The sequence below is a fragment of the Akkermansiaceae bacterium genome, from assembly GCA_019634595.1.
Taxonomy (GTDB): domain Bacteria; phylum Verrucomicrobiota; class Verrucomicrobiia; order Verrucomicrobiales; family Akkermansiaceae; genus Luteolibacter.
Genome location: JAHCBC010000006.1, coordinates 1 through 17151 on the forward strand (window position 1 = coordinate 1; position 17151 = coordinate 17151).

At 64.3% G+C, this 17151-nt stretch carries 17 protein-coding genes; 6 read left to right on the forward strand and 11 right to left on the reverse strand.

Translation table 11 applies throughout. From position 1 onward, the window contains the following. Together KF712_19435 and KF712_19440 are read right to left on the reverse strand one after the other, a co-directional pair. Nucleotides 1-397, reverse strand: a 397-nt coding sequence (locus tag KF712_19435) for a hypothetical protein (GenBank protein MBX3743167.1), incomplete at its 3' end; no start/stop codon positions are given. 44 nt (nt 398-441) lie between these two features. Then, entirely contained in the window at nt 442-1722 is a 1281-nt protein-coding gene (locus tag KF712_19440; protein ID MBX3743168.1) for an AarF/ABC1/UbiB kinase family protein, read from the reverse strand. A gap of 267 nt (nt 1723-1989) precedes the next feature. Between KF712_19440 and KF712_19445 the strand changes: the two genes are divergently transcribed. Further along, entirely contained in the window at nt 1990-2130 is a 141-nt protein-coding gene (locus tag KF712_19445; protein ID MBX3743169.1) for a hypothetical protein, read from the forward strand. 9 nt (nt 2131-2139) lie between these two features. Here KF712_19445 and KF712_19450 read toward each other — a convergent pair whose 3' ends face one another. After that, nucleotides 2140-3702: a bifunctional GNAT family N-acetyltransferase/carbon-nitrogen hydrolase family protein gene (locus KF712_19450; GenBank protein MBX3743170.1), complete on the reverse strand. Its 1563-nt coding sequence runs from the start codon at nt 3700-3702 to the stop codon at nt 2140-2142. 113 nt (nt 3703-3815) lie between these two features. On the opposite strand from KF712_19450, the gene KF712_19455 reads away from it, so the two are divergent. Both KF712_19455 and KF712_19460 read left to right on the forward strand, forming a co-directional pair. Then, on the forward strand, nt 3816-4994 hold the full coding sequence (locus KF712_19455) for an MFS transporter (protein MBX3743171.1): 1179 nt from the start codon (nt 3816-3818) through the stop codon (nt 4992-4994). 98 nt (nt 4995-5092) lie between these two features. After that, nucleotides 5093-6256: an FAD-dependent oxidoreductase gene (locus tag KF712_19460; protein MBX3743172.1), complete on the forward strand. Its 1164-nt coding sequence runs from the start codon at nt 5093-5095 to the stop codon at nt 6254-6256. A gap of 128 nt (nt 6257-6384) precedes the next feature. Here the strand turns inward: KF712_19460 and KF712_19465 are convergent, their stop codons facing one another. From KF712_19465 to gatC, 7 genes are all read right to left on the reverse strand, one after another. Next, the gene (locus tag KF712_19465; protein MBX3743173.1) at nt 6385-6672 is read right to left on the reverse strand and encodes a hypothetical protein; all 288 of its coding nucleotides are present in this window, start codon (nt 6670-6672) and stop codon (nt 6385-6387) included. Nucleotides 6673-6758: 86 nt separating this feature from the next. Next, complete coding sequence (locus tag KF712_19470; GenBank protein ID MBX3743174.1) at nt 6759-7196, reverse strand: DUF4826 family protein; 438 nt, start codon at nt 7194-7196, stop codon at nt 6759-6761. Nucleotides 7197-7212: 16 nt separating this feature from the next. Beyond that, nucleotides 7213-8754: a bifunctional phosphoribosylaminoimidazolecarboxamide formyltransferase/IMP cyclohydrolase gene (gene purH / locus KF712_19475; GenBank protein ID MBX3743175.1), complete on the reverse strand. Its 1542-nt coding sequence runs from the start codon at nt 8752-8754 to the stop codon at nt 7213-7215. 277 nt (nt 8755-9031) lie between these two features. After that, nucleotides 9032-9667 (reverse strand): hypothetical protein, encoded by a 636-nt coding sequence (locus tag KF712_19480; protein ID MBX3743176.1) that lies wholly within the window; start codon nt 9665-9667, stop codon nt 9032-9034. A 115-nt stretch (nt 9668-9782) separates the two neighbouring features. Further along, entirely contained in the window at nt 9783-10010 is a 228-nt protein-coding gene (locus KF712_19485; GenBank protein ID MBX3743177.1) for a hypothetical protein, read from the reverse strand. A gap of 62 nt (nt 10011-10072) precedes the next feature. Beyond that, complete coding sequence (gene gatA, locus KF712_19490; protein MBX3743178.1) at nt 10073-11473, reverse strand: Asp-tRNA(Asn)/Glu-tRNA(Gln) amidotransferase subunit GatA; 1401 nt, start codon at nt 11471-11473, stop codon at nt 10073-10075. A 100-nt stretch (nt 11474-11573) separates the two neighbouring features. After that, on the reverse strand, nt 11574-11867 hold the full coding sequence (gene gatC / locus KF712_19495) for an Asp-tRNA(Asn)/Glu-tRNA(Gln) amidotransferase subunit GatC (GenBank protein ID MBX3743179.1): 294 nt from the start codon (nt 11865-11867) through the stop codon (nt 11574-11576). An 89-nt stretch (nt 11868-11956) separates the two neighbouring features. Between gatC and KF712_19500 the strand changes: the two genes are divergently transcribed. Then, nucleotides 11957-12799: a sugar phosphate isomerase/epimerase gene (locus KF712_19500; GenBank protein ID MBX3743180.1), complete on the forward strand. Its 843-nt coding sequence runs from the start codon at nt 11957-11959 to the stop codon at nt 12797-12799. 779 nt (nt 12800-13578) lie between these two features. On the opposite strand, the gene KF712_19505 is transcribed toward KF712_19500, so the two are convergent. Further along, complete coding sequence (locus KF712_19505) at nt 13579-15237, reverse strand: hypothetical protein (protein ID MBX3743181.1); 1659 nt, start codon at nt 15235-15237, stop codon at nt 13579-13581. Nucleotides 15238-15321: 84 nt separating this feature from the next. Here KF712_19505 and proC point away from each other — a divergent pair, with 84 nt between their 5' ends. Next, a complete protein-coding gene (gene proC / locus KF712_19510) occupies nt 15322-16128 on the forward strand; it encodes a pyrroline-5-carboxylate reductase (protein ID MBX3743182.1) in 807 nt (268 codons plus the stop codon). 59 nt (nt 16129-16187) lie between these two features. Further along, nucleotides 16188-17129 (forward strand): tetratricopeptide repeat protein, encoded by a 942-nt coding sequence (locus KF712_19515; GenBank protein ID MBX3743183.1) that lies wholly within the window; start codon nt 16188-16190, stop codon nt 17127-17129. Nucleotides 17130-17151 lie beyond the last annotated feature (22 nt).

Below are 17151 nucleotides of genomic sequence, written 5' to 3' on the forward strand. Positions count from 1 at the left end.
AGAACCGCTTGCCATCCACCAGCCATGTCAGCTTGCCGGACTTGGCCGCCGGCAGGTTCGACCGGTCGAGAAGCCTTTCAAAAGCCATGGTCCCCGGCTGTTCCTCCGGCGGTGGCGTGAGCGCCAGCTTCAGCGGCACGTTCACATTCGCGGAGACGATCTCACGCGGACGGTGCCAGAGAACCGACACGCCGAGGGTGGCGGTGGTCACCGGCTGGCGGATGGCGCTGACCGCGGTCCCCCGGAAGAGTCCCATGCCCAGATTCCCCGCTCCGGTAAGGAGGTCGGTGGCCTGCGGGCGTTGTTCCGTGGAGTTGCGGGCGTTCCGTGAGAGGTGGGAGCAGGAGCCGACCAACAGGCAGCAGGTGGCGGGAAGGAGGATGCGGGCGAAGGACATGCAGGGTGATGCGGAGAATGGAGGGTCTGCCGGATTGCGTCAAATCACGCGGCGGAGGGAGATTGGAACAGGACGGTGTTTTCCCGGATCTCCTTCATTTGCTCCTGGATGTGCGAGGTGATGAAACGCCCGGTATCAAAGTGCGGGTGGATGGCCTCCGCGCTGATGTGGAGATTCCCGAACAAGTCCGCGATGCGGCAGATGTCCATGGGGAGCGGCCTGCCAGCGGTGGCGGCCACCCTCGCCACGGCGCGGAGGCGTTCTTTGATCCCGTCTTGTTCGAGGGCTTCCCTGATGCCGGCGGAGAATGCGGCATTGTCCGGTGTCGCGTCGCTGGACCGGGGGCGTCCCAGCCGGAGGACTGCCTCTCGGGCGGCCTTCGGATCCTTCGCGCAGAGCGCATGGAGCAGGAAGCAGAAGATGGAGCGTGCGGCAGCCCCGAGCTTGAGGGCTCCGGCCGCCTCTGTGATGACCAGCTCGCCCTCCCCGGTGAGCAGCAGGTTTTCCAGGTCCGGCTGGGGGTGGACCAACCCATGCAGGAGGATCTGGTCCAGATAGGCGCCGAGGAACTGCTCCGCCAGATCCTTTGATCCACTCGTGGAGCGCGGCGGTGCGCCCCAGATTTCCGTCCCGTCGATGAATTCGGTGGTGAGCACCCGGCCGGAGCAGAATTCCGCGACGGGAACGGGTACGCGGAGGCGGGAGTAGCCGCTGAGTTTCTCACGGAGGTCGCGGAGAACCGCTTCCTCATGCCGGTAGTCCAGTTCCCGGAGGGTGGTGATGCGGAGGCGGTCCATGAAGCGTGAGAACCGGTGGTGCGCGCCGCGGCCCGAGGGATCGTCGAGGAATGCGGCGATTTCCGCGAGGGTGTCGAGATCCCGGACGGTGCGCTGCCGGGCCTTGGGACGCTGGACCCTCACGGAAACCTGGCGTCCGTCGTGCAGCGTCGCCAGGTGGACCTGGCCCGCGCCGGAGAAGCGGTCCGGCAGGGGATGGAATGAAGCGAACGCCCGCAGCGCCTTTTTCCCGATCTCATCCTCCAGCACCTGGTCGATGGTTTCCATGGATTCCACTTCCTGGTCGTCATCCCGGCAGCGGCTCTCGTCCAGTTTGGAAAAGGCGGCGAGAACCGCTTCCGGCAGGAGGTCTCCGCGGACGGCCAGCAGGCGTCCCGCCCGGACGAAAGGAGCGCCCAATGTTTCCAGATCCTCCGCGAGGAGGCGCGCGGCCTTTTCATCCGGCGGAGAACTCCGGAGAGAGGCATGTTTCAGGAAAAGAAGGGTGATGCGCTTGTGGCGGTCAATGGGAGTGGTGGTCGGGTTCACGGCTGGCTGGCTGTTTGGACCTGGAGCGGGACATGGGACGGAAATTCCATCTTCGCTCGCAGCGTGCCATCGGTGGGGATTTTGGATGCCCTTGCCGGAGAATGGATTGACGGGGGCAACGATGTTCCGGCAGTTGGCAAAACGCACTCCCCGGATGAGGAAGCGCGTCTTTTGCATCCCTCCCTCCCTCCGGATGCCGTTGAAATCGTATGGTATGCCGAATGCGGGGATGGATTCCGGCGGTTTCAACCCACCGCCGTCAAATCCATGAAAACGACGACCTCACCCACCCGGAGATCCCGGGTATGGAAAACGGAATCCGGCAAGATCGGATGGATCCTCCTGTGGCTCATCGGCGTGCCGATCCCGGTGCTGCTGGTGTTTTTCCTGCTCCGTGGCTGCACGTGACCGGCCGGGCTACGGGACGTCGTCGGCGACGAGATTGACCCGTAGCTCGAACAGATCCCGGCGGCGATCCATCAAGGGCGTGACCGATCCGGCCTCGCGGCTGCGGTAAAGGTCGGTGATGTCCAGATCCGTGACCAGCATGGTCTCCACGTTCGGATCCGCCTCCGCCTGGATGCCGTCGCGTGCGAACTCGAAATCCGAGGGCGTGAACACGGCGGCGCGTCCGTAGTGGATGTCCATCGCCGGGACGTCCGGGAGGTTCCCCACCACACCGGTGGTCACCACGTAGATCTGGTTCTCGATCGCACGCGCGGCGGCGCATTTCGTGACCCGGAGGTAGCCCTGGCGGTTGTCCGTGCAGTAGGGGACGAAGAGGATCTCGACGCCTTGCTCCGCGAGGTAGCGGGCGGCTTCGGGGAATTCCACATCGTAGCAGATGAGGATGCCGATCTTCGCCTTCGGAGTCTGGATGACGAGGAGGGACCGCCCGCCGTTGATGCCCCACCATGTCCGTTCCGACGGGGTGATGTGGAGTTTCGGCTGGGAGACGAAGGTGCCGTCCGGCCGGAACAGCATCGCTTCGTTTTGCAAGGATCCATCCGGCTGCAACACGGGATGTGACCCGGCGATGAGGTGCAGTCCCTGCTGCCGGGCGAGCGTGGACATCAACTCACGGAACTGCGGCGTCAGATCAGCCAGGCGGCGGATCCCTTCCCGGGAGCCGGTGGGGTCCATGGCGGAGAGGAGCTGCACGGAGAAAAACTCCGGGAACAGGACGTAGTCCGCGCCGTAGTCCTCGCCCGCGGTCTCCACGAAGTAGCGCACCTGCTCGGCGAATTCCTCGAAGCTGTTGATCTTCCGCATGGCATACTGGACGCAGGCGACGCGCACCTTCCGGTCCTCCGCTTCCGGCGGCTGGCGGTAGTGCGGGTTCAGCCACTCGATGAGCGTCGCGTAGTTCCTGCTCCGCGGATCGCGGATGTAGTTGGCCATCACATCCCGCACGACGAAGCCCTCGCTGAGCTGGAAGCCCATCACCGGATCCCGGACGATGCCGTCCTGCACCGCGTGGACGTATTCCTCCGGAGTGTATTTCGAGGCATACTGCTCATAGGCCCAGAGGCGGCCACCGGCGAGGATGCGCCGCAGGTTCAGCCGCTTGCAGAGATCCCGGCGGAGGCCGTAGAGGATGGCGCCGATCCCTTGGCGGCGGCAGGCCGGGTCCACATAGACCTCCGCGCCATAGAGGGTGTCCCCCTGCGGGTCATGGTTGTAGAAATAGCCGTCGTCGGTGATGCCGTAGTAAGTGTGGTGACGGAGCGGATCCCGGCCCATGGAAACCATCAGGCTGGAGGATACGCCGATGATCTCCCCGTCCCTTTCCACGAGCACCTGGCCTTCCTCGAACACCTTCAGGTGCGAAAGCAACTGGTCCTCACGCCATGCTTCGTCCGTCCCCATGCTGGGCGGGAAGCAACTGCGGTGCAGCCGGATCATCGCGGGGATGTCCTCGACTTTCGGCGTGCGGGCGATGACGGCTCCTGCGGGATGGTGGATGGTGCGGGGTTCCATGGGCGGCGGTGGTAGTAAGGATGCGGGATGTTCCGCGGTCAACCGGTGATGCGCGGGGGGCGGTCCGGATGCGGCCTTGCGGGCGGAGGGCGGCCTGATAGGTTGCCGCACGGATGGACAACCAGCAGGGAAACGCGGGGAGCTTCGGGGCAAGGCAGTTGCTTGAGGCGCGGTTGGCGGTGAGCTTCCTGTTTTTCATGAACGGCGCGTTGTTCGCCTCATGGGTGTCACGGATTCCGCTGATCCAGCAGGAACTCGGGCTGAACCACGCCGTCCTGGGCGCGGCCCTGCTGTGTGTGGCGGCGGGTGCGGTGGTGACCATGCCGCTGGTGGGCATCCTCAACGGCCGCTTCGGCAGTGAACGGCTGTGCATGTTCTGGGTGGTCCCTTTTTCGGTGGCCCTGCCTTTGCTGGCACTGTGTCCGGATGTCGTCACGCTGGGGGCCGCGCTGTTTTTTTTCGGCTGCGGACATGGTGCGCTCGATGTGGCGATGAATGCCCAGGGGGTGGTGGTGGAGCGCAGCCATGGAAAGCCGGTGATGTCCTCCATGCACGCCATGTTCAGTTTCGGCGGACTGCTGGGCGCGGGCTTTGGCATCGTCATGGCATGGCTGGGCTGGCCGCCGCTGCCGCACTTCACGCTGGTGAGCGTGCTGTTGGGCGGGAGCGCATTGTTCGGATGCCGCTACCTGCTGCATGGGATGGACCGGCATGAAAAAACGGAGGGCGGTGGATTCATGCTGCCGCCGAAGGCGTTGGTGCCGCTCGGGATCGTGGCGGTGGCGGTGTTGCTCGGGGAGGGTGCCATGGCGGACTGGACCGGCGTATTCCTCCACAAGACGCTGGGCGCGACGGAAGCAGTGGCGGCGGCGGGGTTCGCGGCGTTTTCCGTGGCGATGACATTGGGAAGGTTTTCCGGTGACTGGCTGGTGGCGCGGTTCGGCGCGGTGAGCCTCGTGCGGGCCAGCGGATTGTCCGCGGCGGCGGGGTTGGCGCTCGCCCTGTCCACGGACCTGCCGTGGATCTCGCTGGTCGGCTTCGCGCTGGTGGGGGCGGGTTGTTCCACGGTGGTGCCGTGTGTCTTCTCCGCCGCGGGGAGGATGCCCGGGGTGCGGACCGGCGTGGCGCTGGCCTCGGTGACGACGATGGGCTACATGGGGTTCCTGATCGGCCCGCCGTTGATCGGGTTCGTGGCGGAGGGGATCGGTCTCAGGGGGGCGCTGGGCCTCCTCATCGGCACGAGCGTGCTGGTGGCGGCGATGGCTGGAACGCTGCGGGAAAGGCGCGGGTGATGCACCGGGGGTAACGAATCTCTCACGAGGTTCGCTACCATACGTTTCGTGTCTTTTCCATCGCCAGAAGTGACGGTCTGTGGAAGATCGTGGAATCCATGATGAACCGCCGCGCCGCCCTCGCCCTCGCTCTTGGAACCGGAGCAGGAGCCATCCAGGGCTGCCGCCGCGAGGAGAAGCTTTCCGCAAACAAGGAAGATCAAAAAATGGCTCCGCCAAAACAGGAAAGGGAAGGTCAGAACCTGGTGCCGGTGGAGGTGGATCCTTCGCTGGAGATCCGGACCATCGCTGGCTTGAGGCCGTTCCGTTCGCCCGGATTCGTGGTCAGGCGTGAGGAGAGGGACGGGAAGATCCTGGTTCACAACTATGGCCATGGAGGGGGAGGGATGACGCTTTCCTGGGGCAGTTCCGAGCTGGCGGCGCGTCTTGCCGGGGATGTTTCCGGGAAAGAATGCGCCGTGGTGGGAGGCGGGGTCATGGGGCTGAGCACCGCCCGCTTGCTGCAACTGCGTGGTGCGAAGGTGACACTCCACACGAAGGCCCTGCCACCTCACACCACCTCCAATGTGGCGGGAGCGCAGTGGTGGCCGTTTTCGGTGTTTGACGACCACCGGCGGACGCCGGAATTCGGCACACAGTACGTGGAGGCGGCGAACATTTCCTACCGCTATTTCCAAAGTCTGGTGGGACCGAAGTGGGGTGTGCGCTGGCTGCCGAACTACTACCTGAGTGATGGCCCGCCGGTGAACGGCTGGATCGCCGGTCCTGGCGGCGTGCTGCATGACCTGCAGGTGGGTTTCCATGATTTCGGGCCGGGCGAGCACGTGTTTCCCGCCGCGTATGCCCGGCGTTTCCACACGATGATGATCGAGCCGGCCGTTTATCTGGCGGAGCTTCTCGGTGAGGTGCAGGAAGCCGGTGGCCGGATCGTGGTCCGGGACTTCGCCACGGCTGAGGAAGTGTTTGGGCTGCCGGAGGGCATCATCTTCAACTGCACGGGGCTGGGCGCGGGTGTGTTGTTCGGAGACGCGGAGCTGGTTCCCATCAAGGGCCAGCTCAGCTTTCTGATTCCGCAGCCGCGGGTGGATTACAATCTGCTCACGAACCTGACCTACATGTTCCCTCGGTCGGACGGGATCCTGCTCGGAGGCACCTATGAGAAGGGGAACTGGGACACCGTTCCGGATGATGGGATGCGGAAGCGGATCATCGAAAGCCACCGCCTGATGTTCGAGGGCATGAAGAGAATCCAGCGGGAGTAAGGAGGGTGGACACTCCTGTCCACCGGCGGCATTGGCAAATCATCAAAGATTCACCGCAAAGACGGGAAGGAAAGAAAATAGACCTCTTCAAGATTAGCCGGATTCGTTCGATTCGCGGTCAGCCTTCCTCAAATCCCCGCGTCCGGCTGTGTCTTGTCCTGGGCTTCCTCCGGGGTTTCTCCGGACGGGCCGAGGTGGACCTCGATGCCGTTCGCATCGTAGTTGTGGACCACTTCCGTCACCGCATGGAACTGGTTCTCGATGCTGACCACCTCTCCTTTGCGGGGGATCGCCTGCACGAGATGGGCCTCCGCCTCCAGTTCCTGGTGCCGGTCGTCCCGGTCCTCGTCGAAACGGAGGACCACGGTGTTGACCGGGGTTTCAGGGGAGGGGGCGGACTCTGGCTCGGTCGTCACGCGGCGGATGATAGCGTCCCGCGGCGGCTCGGCAAATGGAAATGAAGGACGGCGGGGCGGAAGCGTGGCGGCTCCCGCCCGGGCTCTCAGTCCTCCTCTTCCCACACCTCGTCGTCATCCGCGCAGTCGGCCAGGGCATTGGCGCGGAGTTCGAGCTGCGGGGCCAGTTCCGGCCAATCCCGGGAAGTGCCGAATTTATAGACCGGATGTTCCTTTCCCCTGCGCATGTGGTCCGCCACATCGCGCCATTGGTTGGAAAAATGGCGGAGCGCGTCGCGGGGATGCTCGCCATCCTCAGTGGTCATGTAGTCCGTGGGCACATCCCCGGAAATGACCCACCAGCCGGTGCGTCCGGCGTGGCGCGTGGACTGGACCGCCCACAGCGCGAAGTCCGGATAGACGTGGACCGTGGGCCACTCCGCGATGCCGCCGTGCCGGCAGCCCTCGAGGTCGAGATACTCCGCGACCTTGCGGCGTTCTTCGGCCAGCCAGTTTTCTTCCTCGATGTCTTCGGGCACGGTCATGGCGGCGGATGGTGGATCAATGCCTGAAGTGGCGATGGCCGGTGAAGATCATGGCCATACCGGCGGCGTCCGCGGCGGCGATGACTTCCTCGTCACGGATGGAGCCGCCCGGCTGGATGCAGGCGGTCGCGCCGGCATCGATGGCGGATTGCAGGCCGTCCGCGAACGGGAACATGGCGTCGGAGGCGACGATGGAGCCTTTCAGGTCCAGACCGGCCTCACGTGCCTTCCAGACGGCGATGCGGGAGCTGTCCACGCGGCTCATCTGGCCCGCGCCGATGCCGAGTGTGCGGTCGGACTTGGTATAGACGATGGCGTTCGATTTCACGTGTTTCACGATCCGCCAGCCGAAGCGCATGGCGCGCATTTCCTCCTCCGTCGGCGGGCGCTTGGTCACCACCTTCGATTCCAGGTTGTCCAGGCCCAGCGCGGTGTGGTCGCGGTCCATGACCATAAGGCCGCCCGGGCAGGAACGGATGACGGAGCCTTTTTTCTCCGCCAGGTAGCCGTCGTTCATCTTCATCAGGCGCAGGTTCTTCTTCTTCTGGAGAAGGGCGCGGGCATCCGCCTCGAACTCCGGGGCGATGATGACGTCGGTGAAGATCTCGGAAATGACGCGGGCCAGCTCCAGGTTGAGCGGGCGGTTCACCACGATGACGCCGCCGAACGGTGCCTGGCGGTCGGTTTCAAAGGCCTTCTGCCAGGCCACCTTGAGGCTCTCGTCGTCCTGGCCGACACCGCACGGGTTGGTGTGCTTCAGGATGCCGACGGTGGGGCGGACGAAGTCGAGGATGAGGTCCGCCGCGGCCTCGATGTCGAGGACGTTGGTGTAGCTGAGTTCCTTGCCCTGCACCTGGGTGAAGAACTGGCGGAAGTTCCCGTAAAGGGAGCACTTCTGGTGCGGGTTGTCGCCGTAGCGGAGTTCCTGCTCCAGCGGCAGGTTGAGGGAGAAATTCGCGCGGGTGCCCTGGCGGGACTGGCCGAGGTAGTTGTTGATGGCCGCGTCGTACTGGGAGGTGCGGAGGAAGACCTTCACGGCGAGCTGCTCGCGGAAGCCCTTGGTGGTCTCCTTGTTGTTCTCCTTCATTTCCCCGATGACCTTCGCGTAGTCCGACGGATCGACGACGACGGTCACGTGGGAGTGGTTCTTCGCCGCGCTGCGGAGCATGGAAGGTCCGCCGATGTCGATGTTCTCGATGGCCTCCTCCAGCGTCACATCCGGCTTGGCGACGGTTTCCTCGAACGGGTAGAGGTTCACCACCACCAGGTCGATCCGCGGAATGTCATGTTCCTTTGCCTGGGCCAGGTGCGTCTTGTCGTCACGGCGGTGGAGCAGGCCGCCGTGGACCTTCGGGTGGAGGGTTTTCACCCGGCCGTCGAAAAGTTCCGGCGCGCCGGTGAATTCGGAAACGTCGATGACCGGAAGTCCTGCGTCGCGCAGGGCCTTCGAGGTGCCGCCGGTGGAAAGCAGTTCGACGCCGAGGTCGTGCAGCTCGCGGGCGAAGTCGGCGAGGCCGGTCTTGTCGGACACGGAAAGGAGGGCGCGTGTGATTGGCATGAGATTGGTCGTTCGCGTTTGGAGGAATATCCCGGCGGGCGGGTGAGCGACCCTGCGTAACGAAGGCGACCGGGAGGGGCAAGCGGAATAGCGGCCGGGGTTTTCCACCCGGTGCCGGGTGGAGGCCCCGAGCGGGAATGCTTTTGACAGATGGGTAGTGGGAAGGCGGGTGTCATTGCCCCAACCGGACCGCATGGAATGGGATCGAAGCGGACATAGCGGCTATGCCGCAATGCGGTCCCTGCCTTCCGGGTAGCGTCGTGGCGAAGCCACGATGCTACGGCAGCAACACTAGTTGCTCTTCCAGTCGCTTCAGTGAAATATCGAGTAGCTTTGTGACAAGCGCTTCGAGTTCGTTGATGCGTGCCTTGTCCTTGTCCGTCAGCGGAATCACTACCGGCGTGGCGGTTTGCTGGAAGGGATCCGGAGGCTGGGTCCGCGGCAATCTGCGCAGCCCATGCAGCTCACCCACCAACTGCATCAGAAGGGGGTCCGGCAGGTATCCGATCCGCAGTACGGTTTTCAAGCGTTCTTCCGGCGGCATCGGCTTCAGCAACTTCACATACATCCGGCAGGAAGCGATCAGGTGGTCGTAATGGTATAAAGCGTCCAGGATCTCCGTGACCTGCTGGTGAGCCTTCGGATCGAGATGACACACAAGTGCCCCCGGGGTATAGAGAATGCTTCCTTCCTGGGGGATCGGAATCCCGAGGTTTGCGAAATCCGCCGTGAGATCCATCACATCGTTCTTCTCCTTGCCGGCAGGTGCCTGTTGCAGCGCGAGGTTCGCCAACTTTTCGGGCAACCCGGACAGTTCTCTGTATTTCGTGGAGAGATCCGAATGAGCCGTCGCCCACGGCCCAAACGCGAGCCAGAGAATGCCATACAATGGGAGACGGAATTTTGTCATCATGCGGAGGCGGGTAGGGTAGGTTTACCACCTGCCACTTCCTTTCATTCATGCACCTCAGATTCCCGGTCTCAAGCTGTTTCGCCTGAATCTTTATGGGAAATCATGGTGGCCGTCTTCAGGGTAGCGGCGTGGCTGCGCCACGACGGTAGGGAGGATGCTCCGTCACCCCTGGGGGCTTGCTTTTCCCGGACAGCTCCGCGTTCCTGCCCACGAAGGAGATCGAACGAGAACGGAAATTCGCCCGGTGATGGCCATTCGCCCAGCCGTCGTGGCGCAGCCACGACGCTACGGCGCGGGTGACGTCCCTGCCTTCCGTCTGTCCGGCTGGGACCGCGGAATTCATTCCGCTTGGCTTCGCATGCACGGATTCTCCGGGGCGGAATGAATTCCGCGGTCCCAGTGGCTTCACTCCACCGCTTTCGCGATCTGGAGCAGCTTCGCCTCGCCGAGGTGCGGGCCGAGGAGCTGGACGCCAACGGGCAGCTTGGTGTCGCCGTCGTAGTCGACGGTGCCTGCGGGCACGGAGATGGCGGGGATGCCTGCCAAGTTTGCGGCGATGGTGTAGATGTCCGCCAGGTAGTCCTGGAGCGGATCATTTCCCGCCGCGCCCAGCTTCCGCGCCGGGGCGGGGGCGACGGGTGAAAGGATGGCGTCCACCGTTTCGAAAGCGGTCTCGAAGTCGCGGCGGATCAGCGTGCGGACCTTCTGCGCGCGGCTGTAGTAGGCATCGTAGTAGCCGGAGGAAAGGACGTAGGTGCCCAGGATGATGCGGCGCTTCACCTCGTCCCCGAAGCCTTCCTCGCGGGACTTTTTGTAGAGGTCGATGATGTCAGCCGGGTTCGCGGCGCGGTGGCCGTAGCGGATGCCATCAAACCGGGAAAGGTTCGACGATGCCTCCGCCGGGGCGATGACGTAGTAGGTGGCGACGGCGTATTCCGTGTGCGGCAGGGAGATTTCCACCAGCTCCGCGCCCTGTGCCTTCAGCTTGTCAGCGGCGGCGTGGATGAGCTTCAGCACGCCGGGGTCGATGCCCTCGCCGAAGTATTCCTTCGGCAGGCCGATTTTCAGGCCCTTCACGCCCGCATGCAGGTTCGCGGAGTAGTCCGGCACCGGCTCGTCCAGGCTGGTGGAGTCCGCGGGATCGAATCCCGCGATGGCCTGCAGCACCAGCGCGGCGTCCTCCACGGAGTGGGTGAACGTGCCGATCTGGTCGAGCGAGGAGGCGAAGGCGACCAGCCCGTAGCGGGAAACGCGGCCGTAGGATGGCTTCAGGCCGACCACGCCGCAGTGGGACGCTGGCTGGCGGATGGACCCGCCGGTGTCCGAGCCGAGCGCGGCGACGGCGGTGCGGTCCGCCACGGCGGCGGCGCTGCCGCCGGAGGAACCACCGGGGATGCGGCCCGGGGCGGCGGGGTTGAGCGTCTTGCCCAGCGCGGAGTTCTCCGTCGCGGAACCCATGGCGAACTCATCCATGTTCGTCCGGCCGAAGGGGATGGCCCCGGCGGCGCGCAGCTTGGTGATGACGGTGGCGTTGTAGGGCGCGCGGTAGTTTTCCAGGAACTTCGAGGCGCAGGTGCACGGCTGGCCCAGCACGTTCATGTTGTCCTTGATGGCGATGGGCACGCCGCCCAGCGGCAGGGAAAGGTCCGCGTCCGCGGCCTCCGCCAGCGCGGACTCCAGATCATGGGAAAGGTAGGCGCCGGTCAGGCCGTCACGCGCGGCGATCTCACCGGCGAGTTTTTCCAGGGCGGCGGCGGGTGTGGTTTCGCCGGAAACGAGCTGTTGGCGAAGGGAGGTGATGGTCATGGATGGAAAGTGGGAGAGTGGATAGTAGATGGTGGATGGTCTGAAGAGCGACGCCGTGGAAGTCTGTCCATCAACCATCAACTCTCCACCATCGACTTTTTCAGGCGTCCGCGACGACTTTCGGCACGCGGATCTGTCCCTGCGCCTGGTCCGGGGCGTTCTGGAGCACGGCTTCCGGGGCGAGGCTTTCGTGCGGGACGTCATCCCGCATGCGGCCGAAGATGGGGGCGGAGTAGGACGTTGCCTCCACGCCGCTGACGTCCAGTGCGGTGAGCGTCTCCACGTGGCCGAGGATTTTCTCAAGCTGCGGCTGGAACTTCGCGATTTCGTCTGGGGTCAGTTCGAGACGGGCCAGTTCGGCGATCCGTTCGACTTCGATGGCGGGCTGCGACATGGGCGGAGCGTCGGGAAACGGCGGGAAACTTCCAAGTTTAAGTTTGCCCTTTCGCGCCGCCGGGAACCGCGCAAACTTCCGGGCACCGTATGAAAATCCAACTGTTGTCATTGTTCGCGCTGGTTGCCGGTGCGCTGTGCGCCTCCGCGGAGACGTTTTCGGAATCCGCCGGCCTCCAGCTCTACTCGCTGAGGGACCAGTTCAAGAAGGACGTCCCCGGCACCATGGAGTGGGTGGGCAAGCAGGGCTTCAAGGAAGTCGAGCTGGCCACCACCTACGGCTTGGGTGCGGAGGAGTTCCTCGCGCTGCTCAAGAAGAACGGCCTCACCGCCATCGCCGGGCACTACCCGTATGACCGCTACAAGTCCGAGCCGGAGAAAGTCGCCGCGGAGGCGAAGGCGCTGGGGCTGAAATACGCCGGTGTCGCGTGGATTCCGCACAAGGACGGCTTTGACGAGCAGGACACCCGGGACGCCGCGGAGGTCTTCAACAAGGCGGGTGCCGCGCTGAAAAAGGAGGGCATCCAGTTCTACTACCACATCCACGGCTATGAGTTCCACAAGCACGGCGACGGCACCCTGTTCGACCTGCTGATGGAGCTGACGGACAAGGACACCGTGGCCTACCAGCTCGACACCCTGTGGGCCGTCCTGCCGGACCAGGACCCCGTCGCCCTGCTGAAGAAGTATGGCTCCCGCTGGCAGCTCATGCACCTGAAGGACCTCAAGAAGGGCGTGGCGCTGGGCAACCACTCCGGCGGCACGGACGTGAAGAACGACGTCCCCCTCGGCACCGGCCAGATGGACTGGCCTGCCATCCTTAAGGCGGCCAAGGAAGTCGGCGTGAAATACTACTTCATCGAGGACGAATCCCCCACCTCCGTGGAGCAGATCCCGCAGTCCGTCGAGTATCTGAAGACCGTGAAATGGTGATTTTCAAAAAAACCGAAGTTTTTTCCAAAAAGTTTGAACGGTTCGTATTCAGGAATGTCTGACCTTATGAAAGCGCGCTTCACGGCGTGTTTTATGTAAGGGTGTTAACAGCAAATCGTTCGCTATCCCTCCCATGGGTGTGGGTTAAGAGGTAGAAAACGTTCGCCGCCGGAGGTGGGACCCTCCGGCGGCGCTTTTTTTGGGGATTTTCGTAAAATGCTGCGATCGCCGGAGCGTTCCATTCCATGGCGTCCTGCGGGGTGGGTGCCGGGGCATTGCGGCAGCTTGTGGAGTGCGGCGGCCTTCCGCCGCTTTGGGGGTGGATGGCACATGCCGGATGATGTGGGGAAAACCACGACGTCCCAACTTGCGGATGGTATCTTCATTTTGGGGCGAGCCCTGCCTGCTACTGATAGCGGCAGAGACTGCCGCACTCCATGACGCTGCCGCGTTCAGGGTGGGTGCCGGGGCATTGCGGCAGCTTATGGAGTGCGGCGGCCTTCCGCCGCTTTGGGGGATGAGGTCACCCAGGAAGACGGTGCGGGCAACCAAGGTGCGGATGGCATGCTTGATGGGCAGGGATGGTTTTCCAAACCGTCCGGCGGGGGCGGTGCCTGATGCCTCATGGTGTCCGTTCTCCTGGCGTGGTTCCCCCTCAGAGAAGCCGCGCAAGGTCATCAGGGATAGGGATCACGGGATACTGGGACATTCACCCCGCCTGACGGTTTGGAAAACCGTCCCTGCCAAAGAATGCCGTCGCTCCCGTTGATGGCAGACCCTCAGCGGCTTTCCTCCAGCGTGCGGATGGTCGCCGCAGCCTTCTCCGCCTCCGCCTTCATGCCGGCCCCTTGGTAGGCCAGTTGCAGGCTGCGGAGGGTGTCGATGTCGTTGGGGAACTGGCGGAGGGCTTCCTCATACGTCTCGGCGGCATCTTTCTGCCTGCCGACGGTCATGAAATAATCGCCCACCCGTGAGGTCATGGGGGCCAGGATGGCGGGAGGGAACATCAGCGAGGAGGGGCGCTGGCGGTCGGACGCGGAGCGGAACCAGTTGTAGGCGGAGCCCCGGGCGGCGGGTGGACTGGCAAGAGCGATGCGGCCGTTCAGCTCGCTGGCGAGCACCTCCATCGCCCGGAACGCGCGGTGCCAGGCGGAGCGTTCCCCGCCCTGGGAGGAGGCCGTCTGGAGCTTTTCAAAGGCGGTGCCATGCTTCGCAAGGGCGGCGGCGGTGATCTTCGCCTCTTCCAGTTTTCCGGTTTCCGCGGAGCGTTTCGCATCAAGGGCGATCCGCAGGGCGTCGATCCACCAGGATGCGAGCGACGTCTCGCGGGTGGCTTTGAGGGTGTCCGGTTTTGGCAGGGAGTTGAGGGCCTCCTCCGTGTTTCCCGGCAGGCCGCGTTTCATGAGCAGGCGGGCGGGGAGGGTGCGTGCCTCCCACAGCAGGATGCGTGCCCCCGGGGAGCCGGGGCGGCCTTCGGGGAGCGGGATCTCGGCCACCCGGCGCGCGGCGGCATAGGCCGTTTCGAAGTCACCGTTCGAAGACACCGCGATGATGCGGTAGCACTCCGCCTTCACCCATTCCGGGCAATCCGCAAGGGGGGCTTTCTCGGTTTCCCTCCAGCGTTCGAAAAGGGTGGTGGCGCGGCCAAAGGCGGACGTCGCCTTGCCGTGGTTGCCGCACCGCCATTCGTAGTGGCCCAGCAGGTGGAAGTATGGCGCGTAGTTCGGGGCCATCTGCGCGAGTTTCCTCGCCAGTTCCAGTGAACCGGTGAGGTCCGGAGCCTCCGCCCGGATGAGCAGCAGCGCGTGGAGGGGCAGCGGGCTTTCCGGGTGCTTGGCAATCAGCGCTTCCAGCGTTTTTTCGGCTTTCTCCTGGTCCGGTGTGGGCTCCCCCAGGTCATCATAGCCGGAACGGCTGAAAAGAGCGGCCAGGATGGCGGTTTGGAGATCATTCGGGAATTTTTCGGACACTTTGTGGAAAGCGTTTGCGGCCTCGTTCACGCCGTCGGTGAGGAATTTGATGAGTCCGAAGGCGTAGCCGCGCTCCAGTTCATTTCCCTTTCCCTGGTTGATCAGCTCCATGAGGCGCTCGCTGGCGGCGATGCGGGCCTCGTCGGTTTCCGGGGAAGGGGAGAGCAGGCACATCACCATCCCCCAGTGGGCCAGCAGGCACTCCGGGTCTTCCTTCATGGCGACGGCGAAATGACGGCTCGCCTCGAACTCCCAGCCTCCGTTCAGGTGGTTCATCCCCTGGATCACATGGGCCTGCGCCTTTTCCGTGGATGCGGTCACGGCCATCCGCAGGCCGCCTTTGATCTCGATGGGTGTAGGCTCACCCAGTTCCCGCACTGGGGCGGGGATCGCTTTTTCCACGGGAGGCATCTCCGCTGCCAGTCCGATTGCCGCCGCCGCGATCCATGCGATGATCCACAGTTTCATGGCCGGAACCATCGGCGGGCGGCCCTGTTTCTCCAAGTAAAATGACACTGGCGTGGTGCCGGGCGGCTTCGTTAGAGTCCGCCCATGAAACTCGGTGTCATCGGTTGCGGGAAAATGGGGACGGCTCTGGTGGAGGGCGCGGTGAAGGCAGGGGTGACCCGGCCCGCGGACATCACCGGCTGTGATCCATTTCCCGCGGCCAGGGAGGCGTTCGTGAAGGCGACCGGAGCCTCCGTCGCCGGGAGCGCCGCCGGGGTGGCCTCAGCGAGCGAGGTGATCCTGCTGGCCACCAAGCCCCAGGACATCGCCGGGGCGCTTTCGGAAATCGCCGGGGCCGCCGCCGGAAAGCCGTTGCTGGTGATTTCCATCGCTGCCGGTGTGACCTTGGCAGCCCTTGAGGACGCGGCTCCGGAAAACCTCCGTATCATCCGGGCGATGCCGAACACCCCCGCCCTGGTGGGCAAGGGGGCGGCCGGGTATTGCCTCGGTTCCCGTGCCACTGCGGAAGATGCGGCGGCGGCGGAGGCGCTGCTCGGTGCCGTCGGTCTGGCGGTCCGGGTTCCTGAAAAGCTGATGGATGCCGTCACCGGCCTGTCCGGCAGTGGTCCGGCGTATGTTTATCTGGTCATCGAGGCACTGGCGGATGGCGGCGTGAAGGTCGGCCTGCCACGGGCGGATGCCATCCGGCTTGCCGCGCAGACGGTCGCCGGAGCGGCGGCCATGGTGCTGGAGACGGGGGAGCACCCCGCGGTCCTCAAGGACATGGTGACCTCCCCCGGTGGCACGACCATCGCCGGACTTGCGGAACTGGAGAAATCCGGCGTCCGCAGCGGCTTCATCGGAGCGGTGGACGCCGCCACCCGGCGCGCCACGGAGCTGGGGGCGAAGTAGCCTGCGCCCGCGCGTATTTTGCGCTTCACGCGGAAAGCGTTAAATGGATCATTCAGCGCATGACCCCAAGGTTCATCTATCCGCTGGCACTGGGTGCCGCTGCCGCCATCCTCCTTGTTTCCTGTGGCAGCTCGAAGGATGACCTGCCGATCATGGCGGGGGATACCTCCGGAGCCTCATCGGCCGGTGAGGGTCTTTACCAGCAGGCAAAGGCAGCGGATGACGCGGGCAAGGTGAAGAAGGCCATCAAACTCTATGATGACACGGCCACCCGCTATCCTTTCGCCCCTTCGTCCGCCCAGGCGCGTTTCCGCCAGGCGGAACTCCTGCAGCAGCAGGGTGAGGTGCTGGACTCGTTCGCAGCCTATCAGCAGCTTCTCACCCGCTTCCAGGGCAGCGGCCTCTACAGCACCGCGCTGGACCGGCAGGCGGCCATGGCCCAGTCCGCCGCGGACGGGGATATAAAGTCCGGCTTCCTCGGCATCAAATCGAAGCTGTCCCTCGACAAGACGGTGGAGATGCTCGGCCAGGTGCGTGACAACGCCCCGCGCTCCCGCACCGCTTCCAAGGCGCAGTTCACCGTCGGCCAGCTTTACGAATCGAAGAAAAAGCACAAGGAGGCCATCGCGGCCTACCGCCAGCTCGTGCGGGAGCAACCGGAAGCCCCGGAGGCCCCTGAAGCGCTTTTCCGCGTCGGTGACATCCTCGTCAACCAGGCGGACCAAGGGAACCAGAACCGTGCGACGCTGGACCTCGCCAGCGAGGCGTTCAACGACTACCTCATGCAATACCCGGGCCACTCTAAGAATGCGGAGGCCCGCCGGAAGATTGCCAGCCTGGGCAGCCGGGATGTCGAGCGCACCTTTGAAACCGCCGAGTTCTATAACCGCACCGGACAGTTCGAGTCCGCGAAGATCTACTACCGTGACGTCGTGAAACGGTCGTCCTACGGCAAGACCCACGATGCGGCGAAAGCCCGCCTCAAGGAACTCGGCGAGTGAGATGACACCCATCCGGAACCAT

Coding starts and splice junctions, on each gene's coding strand:
- KF712_19500 (MBX3743180.1), top strand. CDS start 11,957: ATGAAAATCCAACTGTTGTCATTGTTCGCGCTGGTTGCCGGTGCGCTG.
- gatC (MBX3743179.1), bottom strand. CDS start 11,867: ATGTCGCAGCCCGCCATCGAAGTCGAACGGATCGCCGAACTGGCCCGT.
- KF712_19485 (MBX3743177.1), bottom strand. CDS start 10,010: ATGAATTCCGCGGTCCCAGCCGGACAGACGGAAGGCAGGGACGTCACC.
- proC (MBX3743182.1), top strand. CDS start 15,322: ATGAAACTCGGTGTCATCGGTTGCGGGAAAATGGGGACGGCTCTGGTG.
- KF712_19515 (MBX3743183.1), top strand. CDS start 16,188: ATGACCCCAAGGTTCATCTATCCGCTGGCACTGGGTGCCGCTGCCGCC.
- KF712_19480 (MBX3743176.1), bottom strand. CDS start 9,667: ATGATGACAAAATTCCGTCTCCCATTGTATGGCATTCTCTGGCTCGCG.
- gatA (MBX3743178.1), bottom strand. CDS start 11,473: ATGACCATCACCTCCCTTCGCCAACAGCTCGTTTCCGGCGAAACCACA.
- KF712_19505 (MBX3743181.1), bottom strand. CDS start 15,237: ATGAAACTGTGGATCATCGCATGGATCGCGGCGGCGGCAATCGGACTG.
- KF712_19460 (MBX3743172.1), top strand. CDS start 5,093: ATGATGAACCGCCGCGCCGCCCTCGCCCTCGCTCTTGGAACCGGAGCA.
- KF712_19455 (MBX3743171.1), top strand. CDS start 3,816: ATGGACAACCAGCAGGGAAACGCGGGGAGCTTCGGGGCAAGGCAGTTG.
- purH (MBX3743175.1), bottom strand. CDS start 8,754: ATGCCAATCACACGCGCCCTCCTTTCCGTGTCCGACAAGACCGGCCTC.
- KF712_19450 (MBX3743170.1), bottom strand. CDS start 3,702: ATGGAACCCCGCACCATCCACCATCCCGCAGGAGCCGTCATCGCCCGC.
- KF712_19445 (MBX3743169.1), top strand. CDS start 1,990: ATGAAAACGACGACCTCACCCACCCGGAGATCCCGGGTATGGAAAACG.
- KF712_19470 (MBX3743174.1), bottom strand. CDS start 7,196: ATGACCGTGCCCGAAGACATCGAGGAAGAAAACTGGCTGGCCGAAGAA.